Genomic DNA, 19488 nt, shown 5'->3' with positions numbered 1-19488 from the left:
GAACCGACAATCGCGGATGAACAAAGGGGAATCAGCATGAGCGAGCCCAGCTTCAACGACTATAAATTAAGCGACGACATACGCCGGGCTTTGGACAGCATGGGGTATGTCAAGCCGACCGAAGTGCAAAGCAAAGTCATTCCTGTCGCGCTGCAGAAGAAGGATATGACCGTCAAGTCGCATACGGGCAGCGGGAAGACGGCCGCGTACGGGATTCCGATCTGCGAGATGGTGGAGTGGGAAGAGAACCGTCCGCAAGCTCTGATCCTGACGCCGACGCGCGAGCTGGCCGACCAGGTCAAGGAAGATATGATGAACATCGGCCGATTTAAACGGATCAAGGCAACCGCGATTTACGGCAAGCAGCCCTTCGCCAGGCAAAAGATTCAGTTGGCGCATAAAAACCATGTCGTCGTCGGAACGCCGGGGCGGGTTATGGATCACATCGAGAGAGAAACGATCGACCTCGAGCAAGTGAAATATCTGGTCATCGATGAAGCCGACGAGATGCTGAGCATGGGATTCATCGAGCAGGTCGAAAAGATTATCCGCGAGCTGCCCAAGGATCGTATGACCCTGCTGTTCTCGGCGACGCTGCCCAAGGATGTCGAACGCCTGTGCCACAAATATATGAAGCAGCCGCTCGATATCGAGATTCAGACGGAGGGCAGAACGACAAGCCAGATCGAGCATGCGCTCTACACGGTGAAGGACGACGACAAGCTGAATCTGCTCAGGGACGTCGCCACGGTCGAAAATCCGGACAGCTGCATTATTTTTTGCCGGACGCAGGTCAGGGTTGACGTCGTATTTAAGGAACTGCACAAGCACGGATACCCTTGCGATCGAATCCACGGGGGCATGGAGCAGGACAATCGCTCCCAGGTCATGAACGAGTTCAAACGCGGGGAGTTTCGTTATCTGATCGCGACGGACGTCGCTGCGAGGGGCATCGACATCGACAATATCAGTCTCGTGATTAATTACGATTTTCCCCAGGAAAACGAGAGCTACGTGCATCGGACCGGCAGAACCGGACGAGCCGGCAACCGGGGCAAAGCGGTCTCCTTCGCCACGCCGAACGAAGAGAAATTCGTAATCAACGTGGAGCGGTATGTCGGCTTTGAAATTCCGAGGAGAAACCACCCTTCCAAAGACGCAGTAGCGTATGCCCAAGCGTCTTTTGAAGCGAAGATCAAGAGCAAGGCAGGCGTCAAAAAAGACAGGAGCGCCCGATTGGACGAGGAGATCCTCAAGCTTTACTTCAACGGCGGGAAGAAAAAGAAGATCCGGGCGGTGGACTTCGTCGGCACGATCGCCAAGATCGAAGGCGTATCGGCGGAGGATATCGGAATTATCACGATCGAGGACAATGTGTCCTATGTGGATATTCTCAACGGCAAAGGCCGCCTGGTGTTGAACAAGATGCAAGAGACGACGATCAAAGGCAAGCTGCTGAAGGTTCGCGTAGCGAACAAGAAATAGAAAAGCGAATCAGCTTCGCAGCCTATAAAATTTGAGCTTTTCAAGCGCGTTCGAATATGGTTTAATGTACTTAATATTTCCAGTGGTGAAGCACACCCTGGCAGAACGTCTGCGGACGTTTTGTCGGGGTGTTTTGTTTTGCCCGGGCGAGGAGGACTGGGTTCGGCGGTAAACCCGCTATGTTATAATACTGCTGATCATGTTATCGGAGGTGTCCGACATGCGATGGAATGAGGTTCAAGAGCGCTTCCCCAATGAATGGGTCGTGCTTGAGGCAACGAAGGCCTATTCCAAGGAAGGGCAGCGCTATATTGAAGAAATGACCGTTATCGACGTGTTCGAAGACTCAACCAAGGCGCTAAAGCGGTACAGCGAGCTTCATCAGGAGGCTCCGCACCGCGAGTATTGTTTCTTTCATACCTCTCGTCCGGAAGTCGTCGCGAGAGAGCGATACATGGGGATTCGAGGTCCAAAATGAAGATAACCGAACGATACGGCCTTCCTTTTGTCAGCATGACGGTTATGTTCAGGGAAAGGCCATTAACTTTGACAAGGGTCTTGCTTGACACCGGCTCCGCCGGTACGCTCTTGAACGCGGATGCCGTGCAACAAATAGGTATGGTTCCTGAAGAAAACGATCTTGTAGATATGATTCGCGGAGTTGGCGGCGTGGAGTATGTTTACACTAAAAACGTTGATGCCATTTGGGTAGGCGAATCGACAATAAAAGACTTCCAAGTCGAGATCGGGAACATGGATTATGGATTGGAACTCGACGGTATTTTAGGTTTTAACTTTTTAAAGCAAGCAGGAGCAGTGATTAACGTTCAAAGAATGGTATTAAGTGTTATTAATGCGTGAGCATCTTATATTCCAGCGGTGAAGCACACCCTGGCAGGACGTCTGCGGACGTTTTGTCGGGGTGTTTTGTTTTGCCCGGGACATTTTGAGGAGGCGTGCGGTATGAAGCAGGCAAGATTGTACGATCGGCCGGAGCAGTTCGCGGAGATGATGAAGCGTCAGTTGGCGGAAAGTCTGCAGATTGAAGTGAGAATGACAGAGGGCGAGCCGCTGCTGCTCGAGATGGACGACAATATCGGCACGACGCAGGTCAGTCTGCACGACACGTATCGCATGTACATGGCCGGAGGCGATCTGAATGCGGCCGTCGATTATTTGAACGACATCGTCCGCAGCTCCAGGGTAGCAAATGATAAGAAAGATGAAATCACCGTACTCGATCCTGATTATATCTATCCTGCGCTGCGCGACGAGGCTTACGCAGAGGTAATGCGAAAACAAGCGGGGGGACTGTCGGCGGAACGGCTGCCAGGACTGCGTGAGGTGTATCTCGAGATCAAGGACGAACTCACGAAGGTTATCAGCAAGGGTATGCTCGAGCTAAATCCCGAGCTTCATGAGGACCAATTGAGGAAGATCGCCTATCGGAATTTGCGGCGGGAAGGGTGGCAGGAGCCGCGAATGAGATTGCCGACGCTTCTGGACAGCTGCAAGCTTGAAGTGTACATGCACGATACGCATCCGGCGGAGTGCCAGTTTTTGGACCCGGAGTTGAACGGGCCAATCAGCAAGAAGCCATACCTGGTCGCGTTCACGAATCGCAAGACGGTAATGGTGCTGCGCGCGGACGAAGCGATGGAGACGCTCCGGCAGGCGCAGCGACTGGCGGAGGAATCCGGATTCCGTACGATGGCGAAGCGCAGCGTGGCGCTTATGCCGAGCCCGGTGTCGGACCGCATCTATTGGGTGCGGGACGGCAAAGCCGGTCTGCTGCCGCCTCGGAAGTAAGACGACTGCTTCGGCCGGGTCAAGATGCGGAGTCGGCATCTTGAGGAGGCTGCGGGGCTTGCTGCGGCTCGGTCGTTTCCTCGTATCTGGCCAGCGTCCAAGCCGCCGACTCCCGCATGCGCCGGCGCAGCTGATCGCCTTCGACGATACGAACCCGGCGTCCGAGGAAGCGGATCTTGGACAGCAGGAACTCGCTCTCGTCGGCTAGGCAGGATACCCGGATGCGGTACAAGTCCAGGTCCTCATCGTAGCTGACGGTCTTATCGAAGCAGGAGAAGGCGTAAAGGATCCGGGATAGCTCCGCGTTGTATTCGCGGACGATCTCGATCACCGCTTGGGTCCGGCGCTCCTCGAGAAGGGCGAATGCCCGGCTTCGCAAAGCCTCGAAGCGCTCCGGCGGAAGCGGGAGGGGCTTCGCGGAGACGATATGCTGCAGCTTGCTGGACATGAGGCCGCGCACGTTATACCAGAGCAGATACCACTCTCGCTTGACCATATTGTATTCCAGCTTGACGGGCAGTCCGTTCTGATTGGCCTGGACGCCGCCGTGCTTGAGCCTCGTCGTGAGTCTGATTCCGCTGCCCCCCTGAATCATGCGGCGCAGCGGACGGAGCAGGGGGTGATAGACCTGTCTCTCCCGGCTTTTGGCTTTTTGCATAATATATTCGCGGCTGTCGATGGTAGCCTCATCCCGCAGCAGATCGCGTAGCCGTGACAACGTTCCCTCTGCGAACGCGTCGTCCGACGCCGGATGCTCGAGCATTGTTTTCAGCCATGAACGCTCGTGGGTCGTGAGGGCGATCGAATCCGCTTCGTCCAGCCGCGACAGAATTTGATAATTAAAGATTTTCTCGAACGGGTTCATAATAGGCCTGAATCTCCTTCCATTCGGCGATCAGCTCCCTGCGCAGCCATGCGGGCTCCAGAACTTCGCAGCTCGAGCCGAAGCTGCGCAGCCACGGCTTGATCTCGTAAATGCCGTTGACCTCGATCTCATAGAGGAAGGTCGTGTCCGACTCGTCCGTCAAGACGCCCCATTGGCCTTGGGCCTCGACGCGTTCGCGTACGAAGTTCGCGCCCGCCCGTCCCGGGTTGTAGAATCGCACCCGGATCTTCACGCGCCGGTGCGAGTCCGTCACCCAGCTGTGTTCGAGCTCCTGCACGACCGCCTCGAGGCGCCGGCTGAAGGTTTCCGCGTCTACGGCTTCTCCCATCTCGATCTGGGTGATGCCCTCCAGGCGATACTTCATGGTGCCGAGCCGGGGGCTGTGTCCGATCAGATACCAGCGGCCGTATTGATGGTCGTAAACGACGCGAAGCGGCAGCGTCGTCTCCACGCGACCCTCCGTCTCGCGCTCGAACAGGGGGTTCGTGTTTTTGGAGGCATAGTTCTTGCCTTTTTTTGGCGACAGGTAGAGGAAGGTCAGCTTGCGGTGCTCCCTGATCGCCTCGAATATCGTATACAGATGCGCCTCGTCGAGAATGCGCGTGTGATAGTGATATTTGTACAGATGAACGTCGAAGGTCTCGGGTCCGTAGCCGCGTCTCGTCAGCGCCTTCTTCAGCGTATCTCGCAGAAGATATCCCTGTACGGCAGGCACCTGCGTGTTCGCCATTACATCGACATAGTCGTAAAGGTCAAGGAGTTCCTCGTCCGACAGCCGATCGATGAGATCGATATCGGCGCGGTATCTGTACGGCCGACCGCCGTCCAGGCGGCGGATAACGCCGACCTCCTCCAGATACTTGAGGTCCCCGCGCACGGTCTTCTCGTCGGGGCAAGCATACTCGGACGGCATGCTGTCGCTGCAGGCGTCCAGCAGTTCTTTGGCGGTCATCGCTTCGCCCTGCATCAAGCCGATCAGGACCGCGAGCCGGATGCTTTCCGAATCCTTCAGCGATTTGGACCTGAAGAGAAACAGCAGCAGCGGGTCCGCGGATTCGTAATGGTTGTAGCGCAGACCTTCGGCCAGGTCCTTGGCCGCTTCGGAGGACAGCGCCGTTCGCATGTCCTTGATGTAGCGCAGCGTCTTGTCGTACGTATGCACGGAGATGCCGAGCCGGTCGGCGAATTGCTGCCTGCTGTAGGCGCCGCCCGCCAGCGCGAGCATGCGTAGAAACTGCACCTCTTTATCGAAGCTTTCCCGTGCCATGCGCGCACCTCCAGCCGATCTTTTGTTCCATTGTATCAAGAGAAAAGGCAGGGGAATATGGAAACTTTTTACGCGTTGCCATACTTTCGCCCTGTTCGATCGATGCGATTGCTGCGAAAATCAGGTTGTGAAGCCGAGGGTCGCAAGGCAATCGGTGCCACGGCATCATGGAGGCGCACGGAAGGGTTACTTCGCCCAAAACTATATTAGGCTCGAAACCTAATCGCTTCGATCATAAAGACAGGATCGAAGCGCAGAACCTTTCCAACCCATTTCCTCCATGATACCATTCATGCAGTTTATGGTTGACACCGTTAATCGTCCGATGCTAGGATTACCAGCAACATACTGAATTGGAGAAAGGAGTGCGGAACATGCGCGACACGAATTTTATCTATGAACGTCCATACCATCGTAGCCCGATGTCCCAGATTAAAGGCAGCCAGCGAGAGATAGGCTTATTCAACCCGCATGATCTGTATTTCCAATCTCATATCGGCATTCTTTACAGGCGCAAACCAGCTTCGGTTCGTCGGTTGTTTTCTACAGCCTGACGCCGCCGGCGACGGCATACATATGCGTACCCGTAAAGACTGCTTGTAGCCGAGCGGTCTTTTTCTATGGCTGAATTCAGTCTTAGAGGAAGATCCGAGGGCGACAGGGGTCTTTTTTCATACCTATACGGCCCCTGCAAAGTACATACCGCGTCAAGCGATATTAATAACGAGGAAAGGAGGCGGCGCGCTCCTGCCATCAGGCAGGGGCGGGGCCGACGGCAACAATCGCATTCTATTATGGAGATCATGGCGAAAAGGCGAACGCAGCGGACTGTGAATCCGCCAGTACCGGTTCGATTCCGGTTGGTCTCCCCATACGATGCCCGGTAGCCAAGCGGCAAGGCAGATGACTTTGAATCATCCACCGCAGGTTCGATTCCTGCCCGGGCAGCCATTCGATATAAGCTGAACCGCCGCGGCGTGGTGGTGAAACTGGATGAACACACGGGCCTTTCACGTCCGGATCTGCGGGTTCGAGCCCCGTCCACGCCTCCAAATCCATAGGGTTGTAGCTCAGCGGGTAGAGCGCCCGACTGTTAATCGGACGGTCGCAGGTTCGAGCCCTGCCAACCCTGCCAATACGACAAAGAAGAAAGGAAGAAGCCGCCTTGCGCTACAGGTGACACTTATGAAAAGACACGTATACCCCATGCTTCACGAGCAAGTCTTCCGCAACCTCTCCGAACAAAATCTGTCGCTCGGCGACGTCTTCGAACGCATCCGAAGCTTCATGGCGCGCGATCCGCGCGCGGCGTACCAGCTCGTCGTCGGGACGGACGCGCAGGTGCACGCCGGACATACGAAGTTCGTAACGTCCGTCGTCATTCTCCGGCCGGGCCGAGGCGCCTGGTTCTGCTACCGCCAGGTGATCGTCCCGCGGGAGCTGCGTTCGCTGCGGGAAAAGCTGAGCCTCGAAACGACATACAGCCAGGAAATCGCAGCCTACTTCGATTCCGGTAAACGGGCTGCGTTGGAGGATATCCTTCTGCCGCATGCCTACCATGGCGCGAGCCTTGCGATGTTCGTCGATATCGACGCAGGTACCGACGCGCAGCGCAACCGGACGTCGGCGATGGTCGCGGAGCTGGTCGGAAGAATCGAAGCGATGGGGCTGTCGGCCAGAGTGAAACCGGAGGCGATCGCGGCTTCTTCCGTTTCCAATCGCTATACGAAAACCCCGTACAGAGGCTCCCTAGCCTCGAAGACGGCATCGAGTTTCGGATAAATCTTACAAGTCGTCATACTTGCGCCATGTTCGCAGCAGCGGATGTGCGCGATGATAAGAGCAAGCAGCCGACGCCGAAAAGGCGGGGCACAACGCAAGATGTAAATGCAAAATGAACAGATCAGTTATCGACGTTCGTTCGTTGAGGCGCATGGAAGGGCTACTTCGACTTTTAATCGGCTTGTCGTTGGTTCGAATCCAACTCCCGCTGCGGCGGGATAGCTCAGATGGTAGAGCAGCATGCCTTTCCGACCTTTTCCTCAACGATGCAATGGCGACAAACGGAGCGAGGCGAACGAGAGGGATACTTCGATATAAGGGACGGACGTGGCCATACGCTGGCCTTCCGCGAACCTTCTCGGCCATTTCCTCGCTCCGCTCTCTTTAAGGAGGTTTAAATTTTATGAGTTTCGCTAAAAAGCTGTTCTCGGCCGTCCGGCCGACGACATTGAACCAGGATGGCTATCCGGCCTACGAACGCTCCCCAGAGGAGCGGTACGTGCAGACACTGGTCACCAATACGATGGGCAACACGTTTTACGCGGACGGTCAGTCGCTGCTGATCGAAGCCGAAGCGCTTCATCGCGAGATGGCGCAGCGCGATCCGCAGTTCATGGCCAAGGCGCTCGTGTATGCGCGGGGCGAAGGCTATATGCGGCTTCAGCCGTTGTACGGCCTCGCGATCCTGTCGGCCTATCGGCCCGACCTTTTCGCAAAGATCTTCCTCAAGGTCGTGCAGATTCCGTCCGACTTGTCCGATTTCCTGACGATCCTCCAGGGGATGGGCCGGGGAGAAGGAGGCCGGGCCGTGAAGCGGCAGGTGAACCGGTTCCTGGCCGGCGTGTCCGAATACTGGGCCGTCAAGTACAATGGCCGGGGCCGGGGCTACAGCCTCGGCGACGCGATTGCGACGGCGCACCCGAAGCCGACGGACCTGAAGCAGCAGGCGCTCTACCGGTACCTGCGGGGTCAGGAAGCGAACCTGTCGCTGCTGCCGCAAGTCCATGCGCTGGAGCAGCTGAAGCAGGCGACGACCGAGGCCGAGCGGCTGTACTGGATCGAGACGGGCAAGCTGCCGCACGAGGTCGTCACGGGCGCGGTGAAGCCGACCAAGGCGATCTGGGAAGCGCTGATCGCCCAGCTGCCGACATTCGCGCTGCTTCGGCATCTGAACGCGCTTGAGCGGGCCGGGGTGCTGGAGGATCGGCACAACTTGCAGGCGGTGACCGATCGGCTGACCGACCGGCGCGCGCTTGCCAAGGCGAGGATCCTGCCGTTCCGGTTCGCCAAGGCGTTCCGGCAGGTGGAGAATCCGGTTCTGCGCGACGCGCTGCGGGACGCGGCGGAGTATACGTTCGAGCATCTGCCGGATCTCGAAGGCCGTACGGCGATCTTCCTCGACATCTCGGGCTCGATGACCGGCGACTACCTGCAGATCGGCTCGGTGTTCGCGCTGGCGCTGTACAAGAAGACGGAAGGCGACTCCCTGTTCTGGCTGTTCGACACCGTCGCCGAAGATGCGAAGCCTTCGCGCAGGGACAGTATCCTGTCGCAGGCGGAGCGCATCCGGACGCGAGGCGGCACGGATACGGGCGCGCCGGTACGCAAGCTGCTGGCAAAGCGGCATAAGGTCGAGCAAATCGTCATCATCACGGACGAACAGCAAAATGCGGGCAGTCCGTTTTACGAAGCGCTGGCGCAGTACAGGGCGAAGGTACACCCGGGCGTCAAGGCGTTTATCGTCGACGTCTCGCCCTATCGCGGCGCGATGGTGCCGCAGCAGGATCCCGGTACGTTCTATATCTACGGCTGGAGCGACACGGTGCTGAGCTACATCGCGCAGTCGGCCAAAGGCTACACGACCGTGGTCGAACGGATCGAAGCGATCGATATCGATAATTAAAATAAGAGGTGCGTAAAAATGAAGCTGGCGGAAGCGCTGGTCCGCAGGGCGGACAGCCAGAAGAAGATCGCGCAGTTGCGGCAGCGGCTCGAGCGGGTCGTGAAGGTGCAGGAGGGCGAAACGCCCGCGGAGGATCCGGCCGCGCTGATCGCGGAGCTGGAGCAGACGCTCGCCGAGCAGACGCTTTGGGTGCGCAGGATCAACAAAACGAATGCGGCGACGCCGTTTAACGCCGAGCTGAGCATCTCGGACGCGCTGGCGGAGCGGGACCGGCTCATGCAGCATCGCAAGCTGCTCGCGGACCTGCTCGAGCAGGCGTCGATCAAGCAGGACCGGTTCAGCCGGTCGGAGGTCAAGTTCGAGCGGACGGTGGACGTCGTGCAGATTCAGGCTCGCGTGGATGCGCTGTCCAAAGCCTACCGGGAGATGGATTTTCGGATTCAGGAGATGAACTGGACGACGGATCTCATCGAGACATAGCTGCGAAGGTAGTCCGGATCGGCCGAGGCGTGCACAACCCGCCAACAGGGAAAGTTGGACCTCCTAATTAGACGCAGGGCCATGTCTAGGCCTTTAACGAATGAGCCCAGTAATGTGACAAAAATGCGCCTGAGCATGGAAGTAACGTGTACCAATCACTGTAACCACCGCGTGCAGATCGGCAGGATTCGGGCGAGGGCGGGAATGGGGAAATCGCAGCGCAACACGACAGAAGGGCGGCAGGCTTCGGAATACCGGAGCCGCCGTTCTACATAGAGGTGATTTTTAAATGGAAACGATCAGAAAAACGATAAGCGATCAGTTGGAGCGACTGGAGCGGGAAGAGAACGTCCGCATCCTGTATGCATGCGAATCGGGCAGCCGGGCGTGGGGGTTCCCGTCGCAGGACAGCGATTACGACGTGCGGTTCGTCTACGTTCGCGAGCCGGATTGGTACCTGTCGATCTACGATAAAAGAGATGTGATCGAGCGTCCGATCAGCGACAGCCTGGACATCAGCGGCTGGGATCTGCGCAAGGCGCTTAACTTGTACCGCAAGTCCAACCCGCCGCTGCTCGAGTGGCTGCAGTCGCCGATCCAGTACGCTGAGCGCTACACCGTAGCTGAGCAGCTGCGCGCGATCTCGCCGCTCACCTTTTCGCCGAAGTCCTGCATGTATCACTACCTGAACATGGCCCGCGGCAACTACCGGACGTACCTGCAGGGCGATCGGGTCAAGATCAAAAAGTATTTCTACGTACTGCGCCCCGTGCTGGCGTGCGAGTGGATCGAGCGGTACGGCGACATGCCGCCGATGGCGTTCGACGTCCTGGCGGACCGATTGCTCCCGCGGGACGGCGAGCTCTGGCGTACGGTGCAGCAGCTGCTGGCCCGCAAAAAAGCGGGCGAGGAGCTTGACTACGAGCCGCGGCTCGCCGTAGTCAACGATTATCTGGAGGAGCGGCTCGCTCATCTGGAGCGAATCGCCGCCTCGCAGTCATCCAGGGGCGAACGCCTGGACGACAGGCTGGATGCACTGTTCCGGTCGGCGCTGCGGGAGGTATGGGGCGCCTAGCCGCTGTTCATTATTGCAAAATAAAGGAGCGTAAAAATACATCATGACCTATCAAACGATAGACGGCGTGCGCGTCTGGGGCAAGCCCGACGAGAGCGCGCTCTCCCAAGCCAAAACCTGCGCGGTGCACGGCAACGTCGTTCAGGCGCTGCTGATGGCCGACCATCACAAAGGCTACAGCCAGCCGATCGGCGGCGTGATCGCGTATGACGGCCAGATCTCGCCTTCCGGCGTGGGCTACGACATCGGCTGCGGCAACAAGGCCGTGCGCACGAACCTGATGGCAAGCGATGTGCTGCCTCGCCTCGCCAACATCATGGATCAGATCGCGCGAAAGGTGTCCTTCGGCATCGGCCGCACCAACAGCGAGCCGGTCGATCACGAGCTGTTCGACGATCCGGATTGGAGCGTCTATGCTGCGATCGGACGGCAGGAGCACGACAAGCTGAAGAAGCTTGCTCGGGACCAGCTTGGGACGGTCGGCAGCGGCAATCATTACGTCGACTTGTTCGTCGAACCCGTCACGGGCCGCCTGTGGATCGGCAATCACTTCGGCAGCCGGGGGTTCGGCCACAAGACGGCCAGCGGGTTCCTGAACCTTGCGGCGGGACGCGAATTTCTGGGCAACGCGCCCGGAGAGAAAATGGATCAACCGCCCGTGCTGTTCGACCTCGATAGCGAGCTCGGAGACCTGTACTACAGGGCGATGAAGCTGGCCGGCCGGTACGCGTATGCAGGGCGCGACTACGTGATCCGGCAGGTGCTGGCGATCCTGGGCGCCGAGGCGGACTTCGAGGTCCATAATCATCACAACTACGCCTGGCGCGAGACGCACGGCGGCAGGGACACGATCGTCGTGCGCAAAGGCGCGACCCCTTCGGCGCCGGGTCAGCTGGGGTTCATCGGCGGCAGCATGGGCGATATCTCGGTCATCGTTCGCGGCAAGGACACGACGGAAAACCGCGATTCCTTCTACAGCACCGTCCACGGCGCGGGTCGGGTGATGAGCCGCACGCAGGCGGCCGGCAAGATGAACTGGAAGACGCGTACCCGTTCGGGTGGACAGATCTCTCCGGAGCAAATGAAGCGGGCGGTTCGCGAGTTCGGCGTCGAGCTGCGGGGCGCGGGAACGGACGAGAGTCCGTTCGTCTATCGCCGGCTGCAGGAAGTGCTGGACGCGCATGCCGAGACGATCGACGTGCTGCACGTGCTGAAGCCGATCGGGGTGTGCATGGCGGGCGCGGACGAGTTCGATCCGTACAAGGATTAGTTGTCCCCCAGCCTTATCGCCCGCCACAGAGAGGATGATTTTTAATGGCCATCGTTCAACTCAAGTCGAGCCATCCGCAGTTTACGTTTCTAATCCGCAAAAATCCGTCTACCGGCATGCAGCTTCGGCAGATCCGCCAAGGCATGGCCTACGGCTGGTATTCGGACGATTCGACGTACAACGTTTACTTCAAGGACGCCGACAACGATATTTCGTATAAAAAGCAGGAGGACGAGAGCTTCGAGTACTTGAATGTCTCCAGGTACAACACGCCGCTGTTCCCGCTGAACGCGATCAACGAGTTTTTCGCGGCGCCGTTCAAAAAGCATGACGATCGGGACGAGGAAGGCTGCGAGCACGTCTTTTTCATCAACATGATTCACGTCGACCGGCTTCGCTACATTGATTTTTTTGAGAAGCACCTTACCGATTATGCCTTCACGCTGGAGCACCGGGCGCACAAAAGCTACGCGCTCACGATCGCCACGCGAAAAAGCCTGTACGGTCTGCTGCATGTTGCCAGTGTGCTGTGTCTGTTCCTGTCCATATTCGGAGACGAGCAGATCGACATCTCGGACGCCGTGCTCGACAAGTACGTTCCCAGCCTGAACGTCATCGATGCGCCGTTTTTCATTCGCAGCCTGTTTGCGAGAAACTTCCTCCATTCGCGGGAGCGGTTCAAGAAGTACAAGGCGGTCGTGGAGCGGACGGACCGATATGCCATCGAATTGGGGTTCGGCGGTACGGCCATGCAGCGGCGCAGCTTCATTGCGGGCGTGCTGCCTTTCGACAAACCGATTCTCGACATCGGCTGCGGCGAGGGCTTCTATGCGATTCCTTTTGCGAGCAAGCTGGAGAGCGCTTATTACGCGGTGGACATCGACGAAGAGCTGCTCGATACCGTCGCGAGAAAAGCGGCGGCCAGGGAGGTCGAGAATATCGCGACGTTCGGTTCGCTCGACCGCTTCCTCGAAACGTACAACGGCGAGCAGGTCGACGTCATCCTCACGGAGGTTGTCGAGCATATGAGCCTGGAGGAGGCGGCGGCATTTGTTCGGCAAATCGGCACCGAGATCGACTTTGACCGGTTGATCGTGACGACGCCGAACGCGGACTTCAACCGGTATTACGAGCTGGAAGGGTTCCGGCATGACGATCATAAGTGGGAATTGGGCCAGACGGCGTTCCGGCAATGGTTCGCGGATACGGTCCAAGGGCTGCCGCTCGATTGCGAGTTCGTGGAAATCGGAGATCGGGTGGACGGCGTTCATACGACACAGGGCGTTATCGTCCGGAGAGGGGAGGGGTAGCGCATGGAGATGGCGACGCGCGTGCATACGATATTTATGCTGGTCGGTTCAAGCGAATGCGGCAAGACGACGTTTGCAAAAGAAGTGATGATGCCGCAGCTTCGTCTGACGGATGAGGAGCGTGGCTTGCGGACCAATGTGCAGTATTTGTCCTCGGACGCCATCCGGCAGGAATTGCTCGGCTATGCTTACGACAAATACGAGCAGCTGATGCTGGAGTCGAGCTCGCATGCGTTTCAGCTGCTGTTCGAGCGCCTGAAGCTCGTCACTTCGTTTCCGATTAACGCCGAGTTCGTCATCGTCGATACGATCGGTCTGGCCGAGGATTTCCGCGCCAAGGTGCGTGAGATCGCCCGCGACAACCACTACCATCTGGAGGTCGTGCTGTTTGATTATCGCAGACGCGATGACTACTATGCCTCCGAGCGGTCGAAGAAGCTGATTACCGCGCATTTGAACCGGCTTCGCAAGGACGTGCTGCCCGTGCTGTCTCGCGAGGGCTACGACAGGATCCACAAGGTGCGGGCCAAGGATTTCTATTTCCCGGAGGAGCGGCGGGCCAACCCGGAATACCGGATCGCGGCGGAAAATTGGAACGAGTACGCGGCGTCGGTGCTGCCCAGAGATGCGGAATACATCGTAATCGGAGACGTCCACGAATGCGTTGCGGACTTGCAAGGACTGCTGGCGGACTTCGGCTATCGCTTCGAGGACGGGCGGCTCGTGCCGACGGATAAGGTACGGGGCGCGAAGGTGATTCTGGTCGGCGATTGGATCGACAAGGGCAAGCATACGCGGGACATCGTCGAGTTCCTGCATCGCAACCGGGAACATTTCTTGTTTGTGCTCGGCAACCATGAGAACTTCGTGCTGAAGTATATCAACGGGGAAATCAAAGGCGCCGACGCGCAGCTGACGGATGCGTATTTCGACTCCATTCCGGAATTGCAGACCGACGAGGCGATGTTCGGAAAATTCGCCGAGCTTGCGGAAGCGTCCCGCCCCTTCTACCGCTATGTCGGCGGCGATGGCAGATCCTCCTTTTATGTCACGCATGCCCCGTGCCGCAGCGTGCATATCGGGAAGCTCGACGCCGAATCGCTGCGCCGTCAGCGGAATTTCAGGCTCGACCGCGCGCTTGCTGCGGAAGATCAGCTGCATTTCCTGCGCGAGGAAGCGACGGGCAACCATCCGTACCACCTGTTCGGGCACGTCGCGGCGAAGCAGGCATTTCGGATTAAAAACAAAATTCATCTCGACACCGGCTGCGCGCACGGCAACCTGCTGACGGGCGTCCGGATGTCGTTCAAGCTGTTTTTCAAGAGCCGCAAATCGCAAACCGATGCCTTTCAAGAGGAGCTGCCGACGCTTTTCCGCGAGGAACGGAAGGTCAAGCTGCTGGAGCTGGATGCCGAATCGGTCCGCAGGCTGCGTTATTGCGCCCGTCATCGCATCAACTATATATCGGGCACGATGTCGCCCGCGGACAAGGACCAGGAGGCGGGCGAACTCGAATCACTGCGCAAAGGGCTCGCTTACTTCGCGGAGCGCGGCGTCGGCGAGGTCGTGCTGCAGCCGAAGTACATGGGCTCCAGATGCAATGTGTATTTGCATCGCGATATCGAGCAGTGCCGCGCGGTCAGCCGCAACGGCTATCAGGTCAAGGCCGTGGACATGCAGCCGATTTACGAGCGCTTGCTCCGGAAGTTCGGGCCGTATATGTCGGAGCGGGGGATCGTCATGCTGGTGCTGGACGGAGAGCTGCTGCCGTGGAAGGCGCTGGGCGAAGGGCTGATCGAACGGCAGTTCCGGCCGATCGGGAAGGCGCTCGAGACGGAGCTGGATTTTCTGAAACGGCACGGGTTCGAAAAGGCGCTGGGCGAGCTGGTGGAGGCCTGGGAGAACAGCGGGTTCGAGCAGGATCAGCATCACGCGACCAAGGAAGCGCTGAACGACAAATACGGCACGCATCAGTATCAGACGTACAAGTTCGTTCGCGGCATCCGGGACACGCGCGTGCCTCTGGCGCAGCACGAGGAAGCGTTCGAAGTGTACAGGCGCCAGCTCGAGCTGTATGCGGGAGATGGCGAGATCGTTTACAAGCCGTTTGCGCTGCTCAAGGAAATCGGCGAAAACGGCGACGAGCGGCTGCCTGAAGGCAAGACTTCGGACAACTATCGCTTCGTGTCTGACGACGAGTACATGGTGCTGGACCTTGAGAGCCCTGACGTCTATGCAGACGCCGAAGCTTTTTTCTCCAGGCTCACCGTCGAGAACGGCATGGAAGGCATCGTCATCAAGCCCGAGCTTGAGCATCCCGGCACGGTTCCGTATATGAAGGTGCGCAACGCCGGCTATCTGTCGATCATCTACGGCTACGATTACAGGTTTCCGCATAAATACGGCAAGTTGATCAAGCAGAAGAACATCGCGCCCAAGCTGCGGACCTCGATGAACGAACACCGGCTGGACAAGCAGATGCTGGCGATCAAGCTGGCGGATATCGAGCCGGAAAACGAGTCGTTTAATCAGATTGCAGCCAACCTGCTGTTCGAGGTGGCCAGGGAGAAGGAGATGGATCCGCGGCTTTAGCTTCGCGCACGATTTTCAAAATCCGGCCCATCTGGCGCCGGATTTTTTTGCGTTTGCCCGGCGCACGCAGTCCCCAACTCCCCACATAACATGATGCATCCGTAATTTAAGAAGGAGAGAAGCGGGCGATGACAACCATCACGTTGGCTGCGGTCGGGGACTTGTTGATGAAAAAGAACATGATCGCCTCGGCCGCGCGAGAAGGCGGATTTTCGCCTATATTCTCAAGGGTGAAGCCTTACCTGCGTCAAGGAGACCTGACGATCGGCAATCTGGAGACGACCTTCTCCGGCATCCGGTTCAAAGGAAAGGCCGGAAAACTGCTGTTCAGCTCGCCGGACGCCTTCGCTGCTACGCTCCGAAGCCTCGGCTTCGACGTGCTGAGCACGGCCAACAACCATTGCATGGACGGGACATCGGCCGGATTGAAGCGAACGCTGAATGTCCTCGATCGGCACGGCCTGCGGCATACGGGCACGTCCCGTTCCGCGAAGGAATCCCGCCGGAAGCTTATCGTTAACGTAAAGGGAATCAAGATCGGCGTGTTGGCTTATACGTACGGGACCAACGGTATTCCAGTGCCGCAGCGCTGGATGGTCAACCGTATCGTACGCAGCAAAATGGCGGCGGACGTGCGCAGCTTAAAACGCGTTGCCGATTTTATCGTCGTATGCCTGCATTTCGGCAAAGAGTTCCGTTCGCGACCCGATCGGGGCCAGGTCCGCCTGATGCATCAATTGTTCCGAAATGGCGTGAACGTCGTGCTTGGCGCGCATCCCCACGTGCTGCATCCGATCAAAATGTACAAGATGAAGGACCGGGACGGACGGGTCCTGAATCGAGTAGCGGCTTCCTCCTTGGGCAACTTCGTATCGACCGAGCTGCCGCGGCATACGGCCAGGCTAAGAGGTACGATCTTGAAGCTGACCGTTACGAAAAACGCAAAAGGGATCGCGGACGTACGGAAAATATCTCGCGTGCCAACCCGTATTTTGCAAAATGTCGGTCCTAAACGGACGTATCGGGTGGTGCCGGCGAGAAACGGCGATTAAAACGATCTACGGCAGGATGGCGTTGAACAGGCGCAAAAAGTCGCGATTCGCGCCGCGTTTATGCCACGCCGAGCCTCTATCGCGCAAAAGTACACCATCGAAATCATCGCCTTCTCTCCGCTCCGCCTATCGTGCAAAAGAAATTGCAGGATTGCATGGGCTCCACTTCTGATTTTTAGTGCAGACCGCTACACGCAAATTTTTGTTAAAATAATAGGGTTAAAGGAGGTACTGTACCAGGGCCCTTTTATTACGTTTGCGGGTTTGAGGACAGTTCCGTCGCTTAGTTATCTGACGGCGACGAACGTCGCGCGTTATCGCGTCATTCCGCTCTTCGCGGCGACGTATACCCGCTACGCAGACGGGGCGGCGACGGATCCCGGCGTTACGCAAGCGATGCTGCTACGATCCCGCCCGATGAAAAGACGTCGCTTAAAATATCGCACGCTCGAATTTATGGAGGAACCAGTACCCATGCCATTTCCCATTGAAGAAAAGTTCGTCGTCGCAGTCGCATCCAGCGCGCTATTCGACCATGAAGCGTCGGACAAGGTGTTCAAGGAAAAGGGAGAGGAGGAGTATCGGCAGTACCAGCATGCGCACGAGGACGAGGTCTTGCGCCCCGGCGTCGCCTTCCCGCTGATCAAGCGTCTGCTCATGATCAACGGCGAGGCGCCGGACGACCAGCCGGTCGAGGTCGTGCTGCTGTCGCGCAACGATCCGGATACGGGACTGCGCGTGTTCAAGTCGATCCAGCATTACGGCCTGCCGATCACGCGCGCCGCGTTCGTCGCCGGACGCAATCCGTTTACGTATATGGACGCGTTCAACGCGTCGTTGTTTCTCTCGGCCGATCCCGACGAAGTGCGCTCGGCGATCCGGGTGGGGCTGCCTGCGGCGCAGGTGTTCCCGACCGGTTTCGTAGACGACGACCAGGAGCAGGAATTGCGCATCGCCTTCGACTTCGACGGCATTATCGCGGACGATTCCGCTGAAGGCATCTATCAGGCGCAAGGCATGCAGGGTTTCCATGAGAGCGAGCGGTTGAAGGCGGGCGAGGCGCTGCCGCCGGGACCGCTCTTCCGGTTTTTTAGCGAGCTGGCCCGTCTTCAGCAGCGGGAATGGGATAAGAAAAAGAGAGATCCGGACTACTCGCCGCGCGTCCGGATCGCCATTGTGACGGCGAGGAACGCGCCGGCTCACGAACGCGTCGTCACGACGCTTCGGGCTGCGGGCATTCGGGTCGACGACGCCTTTTTCCTGGGCGGCATCGAGAAGGCGCGCGTGCTCAAGGTGTTCCGGCCGCATATTTTTATCGACGATCAGGTCGGCCATATCGAAGGCGTGTCCGGCTATTATCCGACGGCGCACGTGCCGTTCGGGGCGATCAACAGCGCGGCATCCACGTAAATAACGGCGCGGCGGCCGAAGAGGCCGGCGTGAACCGGACATGGAAGGAGTTTACGACCTATGAAAATAAACAATCCGATCGTGCCAGGCTGGTATGCAGACCCCGAGGCAAGGACGTATGAAGGAAGGCATTGGATTTTCGCGACACGCTCCTTCACGGAATACACGATGCAGATGAATCTGGACGCGTTCAGCTCCGACGATCTGGTCCACTGGGACAAACACGAAGGTATCGTAGACATGGCGGATTTCCCCTGGGTATGGAGAGCGGTCTGGGCGCCGACGCATATCGAGCACCGGGGACGATATTACCTCGTATTCGCGTCGAACGATATCCAGTCGAACGAGGAGATCGGGGGCTTGGAGATTGCCGTGGCCGATCGTCCCGAGGGACCGTATCGAGGCTATCTCGGGAAGCCGTTGGTGGACAAGTTCATTCATCGGGCGCAGCCGATAGATGCGCACCTGTTCAAGGACGACAACGGAACCGTCTATCTGTATTACGGCGGCTGGGGTCACTGCAACGTCGCGCGGATGAACGAGGAGATGACCGGTTTCGTTCCTTTGACGGGCGGGGACGATGAAGTGTTCCGTTCCATCACGCCGGAGGGATACGTGGAAGGCCCCTGCATGATCAAGAAGGACGGGCTTTATTACCTGATGTGGTCCATGGGCGGATGGACGAACGGCACGTATCGCGTAGCGTACGGCGTGAGTGATAGTCCGCTCGGTCCGTTCCAGAATGAGGGCACGATACTGGAAAGGCAGGAGCCGATCGCGGAGGGGCCTGGTCACCACGGCTACCTGCACCTGCCGGAGACGGACGAATGGCTGATCGTATACCATCGCCGGACGATCGGAGATACGGAGCCGGGGAATCGCCGATTATGCATCGATCGCTTGCAGATCGGCAATGGCAGAATCGAACCGGTCGTCATGACCGATTCGTGGGAGCGTTGAAGTCGCGGTCTTGAGCGCGCAGCCGGACGAGAACAAGAGGATGCCAGGTTTCCCCATGGTTGCCGGGAGGCCTGATGTCTTATGGATCGAAGCGGCGCCGGCAGTCGGCATTGCTTTATCCCGTCCTTTATGGTATAGTTGGTTTATTGGGATTTTGACCTCAAATTCATCTATTGCAGAGGGTTATTATTTTGATGACTAACCTTG

Annotated in this window: 16 protein-coding genes and 4 tRNA genes; 18 read left to right on the top strand and 2 right to left on the bottom strand. The window is 58.0% G+C overall.

All coding sequences use genetic code 11. The annotated features are described in order from the left end of the window. The first annotated feature begins 36 nt into the window (after positions 1-36). The 4 genes from KB449_RS27615 (at position 37) to KB449_RS27600 (ending at position 3294) form a co-directional block, all read left to right on the top strand. Entirely contained in the window at positions 37-1485 is a 1449-nt protein-coding gene (locus KB449_RS27615) for a DEAD/DEAH box helicase (protein ID WP_282911444.1), read from the top strand. Positions 1486-1705: 220 nt separating this feature from the next. Next, on the top strand, positions 1706-1963 hold the full coding sequence (locus KB449_RS27610; protein WP_282911443.1) for a hypothetical protein: 258 nt from the start codon (positions 1706-1708) through the stop codon (positions 1961-1963). Further along, positions 1960-2346 (top strand): retropepsin-like aspartic protease, encoded by a 387-nt coding sequence (locus tag KB449_RS27605; RefSeq protein ID WP_282911442.1) that lies wholly within the window; start codon positions 1960-1962, stop codon positions 2344-2346. Before KB449_RS27610 ends, KB449_RS27605 begins: the two co-directional genes overlap by 4 nt. A 102-nt stretch (positions 2347-2448) precedes the next feature. Further along, positions 2449-3294, top strand: a complete 846-nt coding sequence (locus tag KB449_RS27600) for a hypothetical protein (protein WP_282911441.1) — start codon at positions 2449-2451, stop codon at positions 3292-3294. 19 nt (positions 3295-3313) lie between these two features. Here the strand turns inward: KB449_RS27600 and KB449_RS27595 are convergent, their stop codons facing one another. Together KB449_RS27595 and KB449_RS27590 are read right to left on the bottom strand one after the other, a co-directional pair. Further along, the gene (locus KB449_RS27595) at positions 3314-4159 is read right to left on the bottom strand and encodes a WYL domain-containing protein (protein WP_282911440.1); all 846 of its coding nucleotides are present in this window, start codon (positions 4157-4159) and stop codon (positions 3314-3316) included. Then, complete coding sequence (locus KB449_RS27590) at positions 4134-5447, bottom strand: helix-turn-helix transcriptional regulator (protein WP_282911439.1); 1314 nt, start codon at positions 5445-5447, stop codon at positions 4134-4136. Before KB449_RS27590 ends, KB449_RS27595 begins: the two co-directional genes overlap by 26 nt. 797 nt (positions 5448-6244) lie before the next feature. Here KB449_RS27590 and KB449_RS27585 point away from each other — a divergent pair. From KB449_RS27585 to KB449_RS27520, 14 genes are all read left to right on the top strand, one after another. Further along, positions 6245-6319: transfer RNA gene (locus tag KB449_RS27585), tRNA-His, on the top strand. Positions 6320-6324: 5 nt separating this feature from the next. Beyond that, positions 6325-6398, top strand: a tRNA-Gln gene (locus KB449_RS27580). A gap of 23 nt (positions 6399-6421) precedes the next feature. Then, positions 6422-6499 (top strand) — tRNA-Glu (locus tag KB449_RS27575). A 7-nt stretch (positions 6500-6506) separates the two neighbouring features. Further along, positions 6507-6582 (top strand) — tRNA-Asn (locus KB449_RS27570). A 50-nt stretch (positions 6583-6632) separates the two neighbouring features. Then, positions 6633-7229 (top strand): ribonuclease H-like YkuK family protein, encoded by a 597-nt coding sequence (locus KB449_RS27565; protein ID WP_282911438.1) that lies wholly within the window; start codon positions 6633-6635, stop codon positions 7227-7229. A 403-nt stretch (positions 7230-7632) separates the two neighbouring features. Next, positions 7633-9132 (top strand): TROVE domain-containing protein, encoded by a 1500-nt coding sequence (locus KB449_RS27560; RefSeq protein ID WP_282911437.1) that lies wholly within the window; start codon positions 7633-7635, stop codon positions 9130-9132. 18 nt (positions 9133-9150) lie between these two features. Beyond that, positions 9151-9612 carry a DIP1984 family protein gene (locus tag KB449_RS27555; protein WP_282911436.1) on the top strand — a complete coding sequence of 154 codons (462 nt, stop codon included), beginning with the start codon at positions 9151-9153 and terminating at the stop codon, positions 9610-9612. A gap of 289 nt (positions 9613-9901) precedes the next feature. Beyond that, positions 9902-10687 carry a nucleotidyltransferase domain-containing protein gene (locus tag KB449_RS27550; RefSeq protein ID WP_282911435.1) on the top strand — a complete coding sequence of 262 codons (786 nt, stop codon included), beginning with the start codon at positions 9902-9904 and terminating at the stop codon, positions 10685-10687. 43 nt (positions 10688-10730) lie between these two features. Further along, entirely contained in the window at positions 10731-11957 is a 1227-nt protein-coding gene (locus KB449_RS27545) for an RtcB family protein (RefSeq protein WP_282911434.1), read from the top strand. A gap of 44 nt (positions 11958-12001) precedes the next feature. Then, a complete protein-coding gene (locus KB449_RS27540) occupies positions 12002-13267 on the top strand; it encodes a class I SAM-dependent methyltransferase (protein ID WP_282911433.1) in 1266 nt (421 codons plus the stop codon). A 3-nt stretch (positions 13268-13270) separates the two neighbouring features. Then, entirely contained in the window at positions 13271-15859 is a 2589-nt protein-coding gene (locus KB449_RS27535) for a metallophosphoesterase (protein WP_282911432.1), read from the top strand. A gap of 128 nt (positions 15860-15987) precedes the next feature. Beyond that, positions 15988-16911, top strand: coding sequence for a CapA family protein (locus tag KB449_RS27530; protein WP_282911431.1), 924 nt, complete (start codon positions 15988-15990; stop codon positions 16909-16911). A 474-nt stretch (positions 16912-17385) separates the two neighbouring features. Next, the gene (locus KB449_RS27525; RefSeq protein ID WP_282911430.1) at positions 17386-18321 is read left to right on the top strand and encodes a 5'-nucleotidase; all 936 of its coding nucleotides are present in this window, start codon (positions 17386-17388) and stop codon (positions 18319-18321) included. Between the two features lie 60 nt (positions 18322-18381). Next, positions 18382-19281 carry a glycoside hydrolase family 43 protein gene (locus KB449_RS27520; RefSeq protein ID WP_282911429.1) on the top strand — a complete coding sequence of 300 codons (900 nt, stop codon included), beginning with the start codon at positions 18382-18384 and terminating at the stop codon, positions 19279-19281. Positions 19282-19488 lie beyond the last annotated feature (207 nt).

Origin of the sequence: Cohnella hashimotonis (genome assembly GCF_030014955.1) — a bacterium.
Classification (GTDB): Bacteria; Bacillota; Bacilli; order Paenibacillales; family Paenibacillaceae; genus Cohnella; species Cohnella hashimotonis.
Note: the sequence above shows the minus strand (reverse complement) of the source record. Positions and strands in the feature narration are given on the sequence as shown.

What these genes read in the sequence shown, in the direction of transcription:
- KB449_RS27530 (WP_282911431.1), top strand. Translation starts at nt 15,988, where the DNA reads ATGACAACCATCACGTTGGCTGCGGTCGGGGACTTGTTGATGAAAAAG.
- KB449_RS27590 (WP_282911439.1), bottom strand. Translation starts at nt 5,447, where the DNA reads ATGGCACGGGAAAGCTTCGATAAAGAGGTGCAGTTTCTACGCATGCTC.
- KB449_RS27600 (WP_282911441.1), top strand. Translation starts at nt 2,449, where the DNA reads ATGAAGCAGGCAAGATTGTACGATCGGCCGGAGCAGTTCGCGGAGATG.
- KB449_RS27555 (WP_282911436.1), top strand. Translation starts at nt 9,151, where the DNA reads ATGAAGCTGGCGGAAGCGCTGGTCCGCAGGGCGGACAGCCAGAAGAAG.
- KB449_RS27560 (WP_282911437.1), top strand. Translation starts at nt 7,633, where the DNA reads ATGAGTTTCGCTAAAAAGCTGTTCTCGGCCGTCCGGCCGACGACATTG.
- KB449_RS27610 (WP_282911443.1), top strand. Translation starts at nt 1,706, where the DNA reads ATGCGATGGAATGAGGTTCAAGAGCGCTTCCCCAATGAATGGGTCGTG.
- KB449_RS27520 (WP_282911429.1), top strand. Translation starts at nt 18,382, where the DNA reads ATGAAAATAAACAATCCGATCGTGCCAGGCTGGTATGCAGACCCCGAG.
- KB449_RS27535 (WP_282911432.1), top strand. Translation starts at nt 13,271, where the DNA reads ATGGAGATGGCGACGCGCGTGCATACGATATTTATGCTGGTCGGTTCA.
- KB449_RS27605 (WP_282911442.1), top strand. Translation starts at nt 1,960, where the DNA reads ATGAAGATAACCGAACGATACGGCCTTCCTTTTGTCAGCATGACGGTT.
- KB449_RS27525 (WP_282911430.1), top strand. Translation starts at nt 17,386, where the DNA reads ATGCCATTTCCCATTGAAGAAAAGTTCGTCGTCGCAGTCGCATCCAGC.
- KB449_RS27540 (WP_282911433.1), top strand. Translation starts at nt 12,002, where the DNA reads ATGGCCATCGTTCAACTCAAGTCGAGCCATCCGCAGTTTACGTTTCTA.
- KB449_RS27615 (WP_282911444.1), top strand. Translation starts at nt 37, where the DNA reads ATGAGCGAGCCCAGCTTCAACGACTATAAATTAAGCGACGACATACGC.
- KB449_RS27545 (WP_282911434.1), top strand. Translation starts at nt 10,731, where the DNA reads ATGACCTATCAAACGATAGACGGCGTGCGCGTCTGGGGCAAGCCCGAC.
- KB449_RS27565 (WP_282911438.1), top strand. Translation starts at nt 6,633, where the DNA reads ATGAAAAGACACGTATACCCCATGCTTCACGAGCAAGTCTTCCGCAAC.
- KB449_RS27595 (WP_282911440.1), bottom strand. Translation starts at nt 4,159, where the DNA reads ATGAACCCGTTCGAGAAAATCTTTAATTATCAAATTCTGTCGCGGCTG.
- KB449_RS27550 (WP_282911435.1), top strand. Translation starts at nt 9,902, where the DNA reads ATGGAAACGATCAGAAAAACGATAAGCGATCAGTTGGAGCGACTGGAG.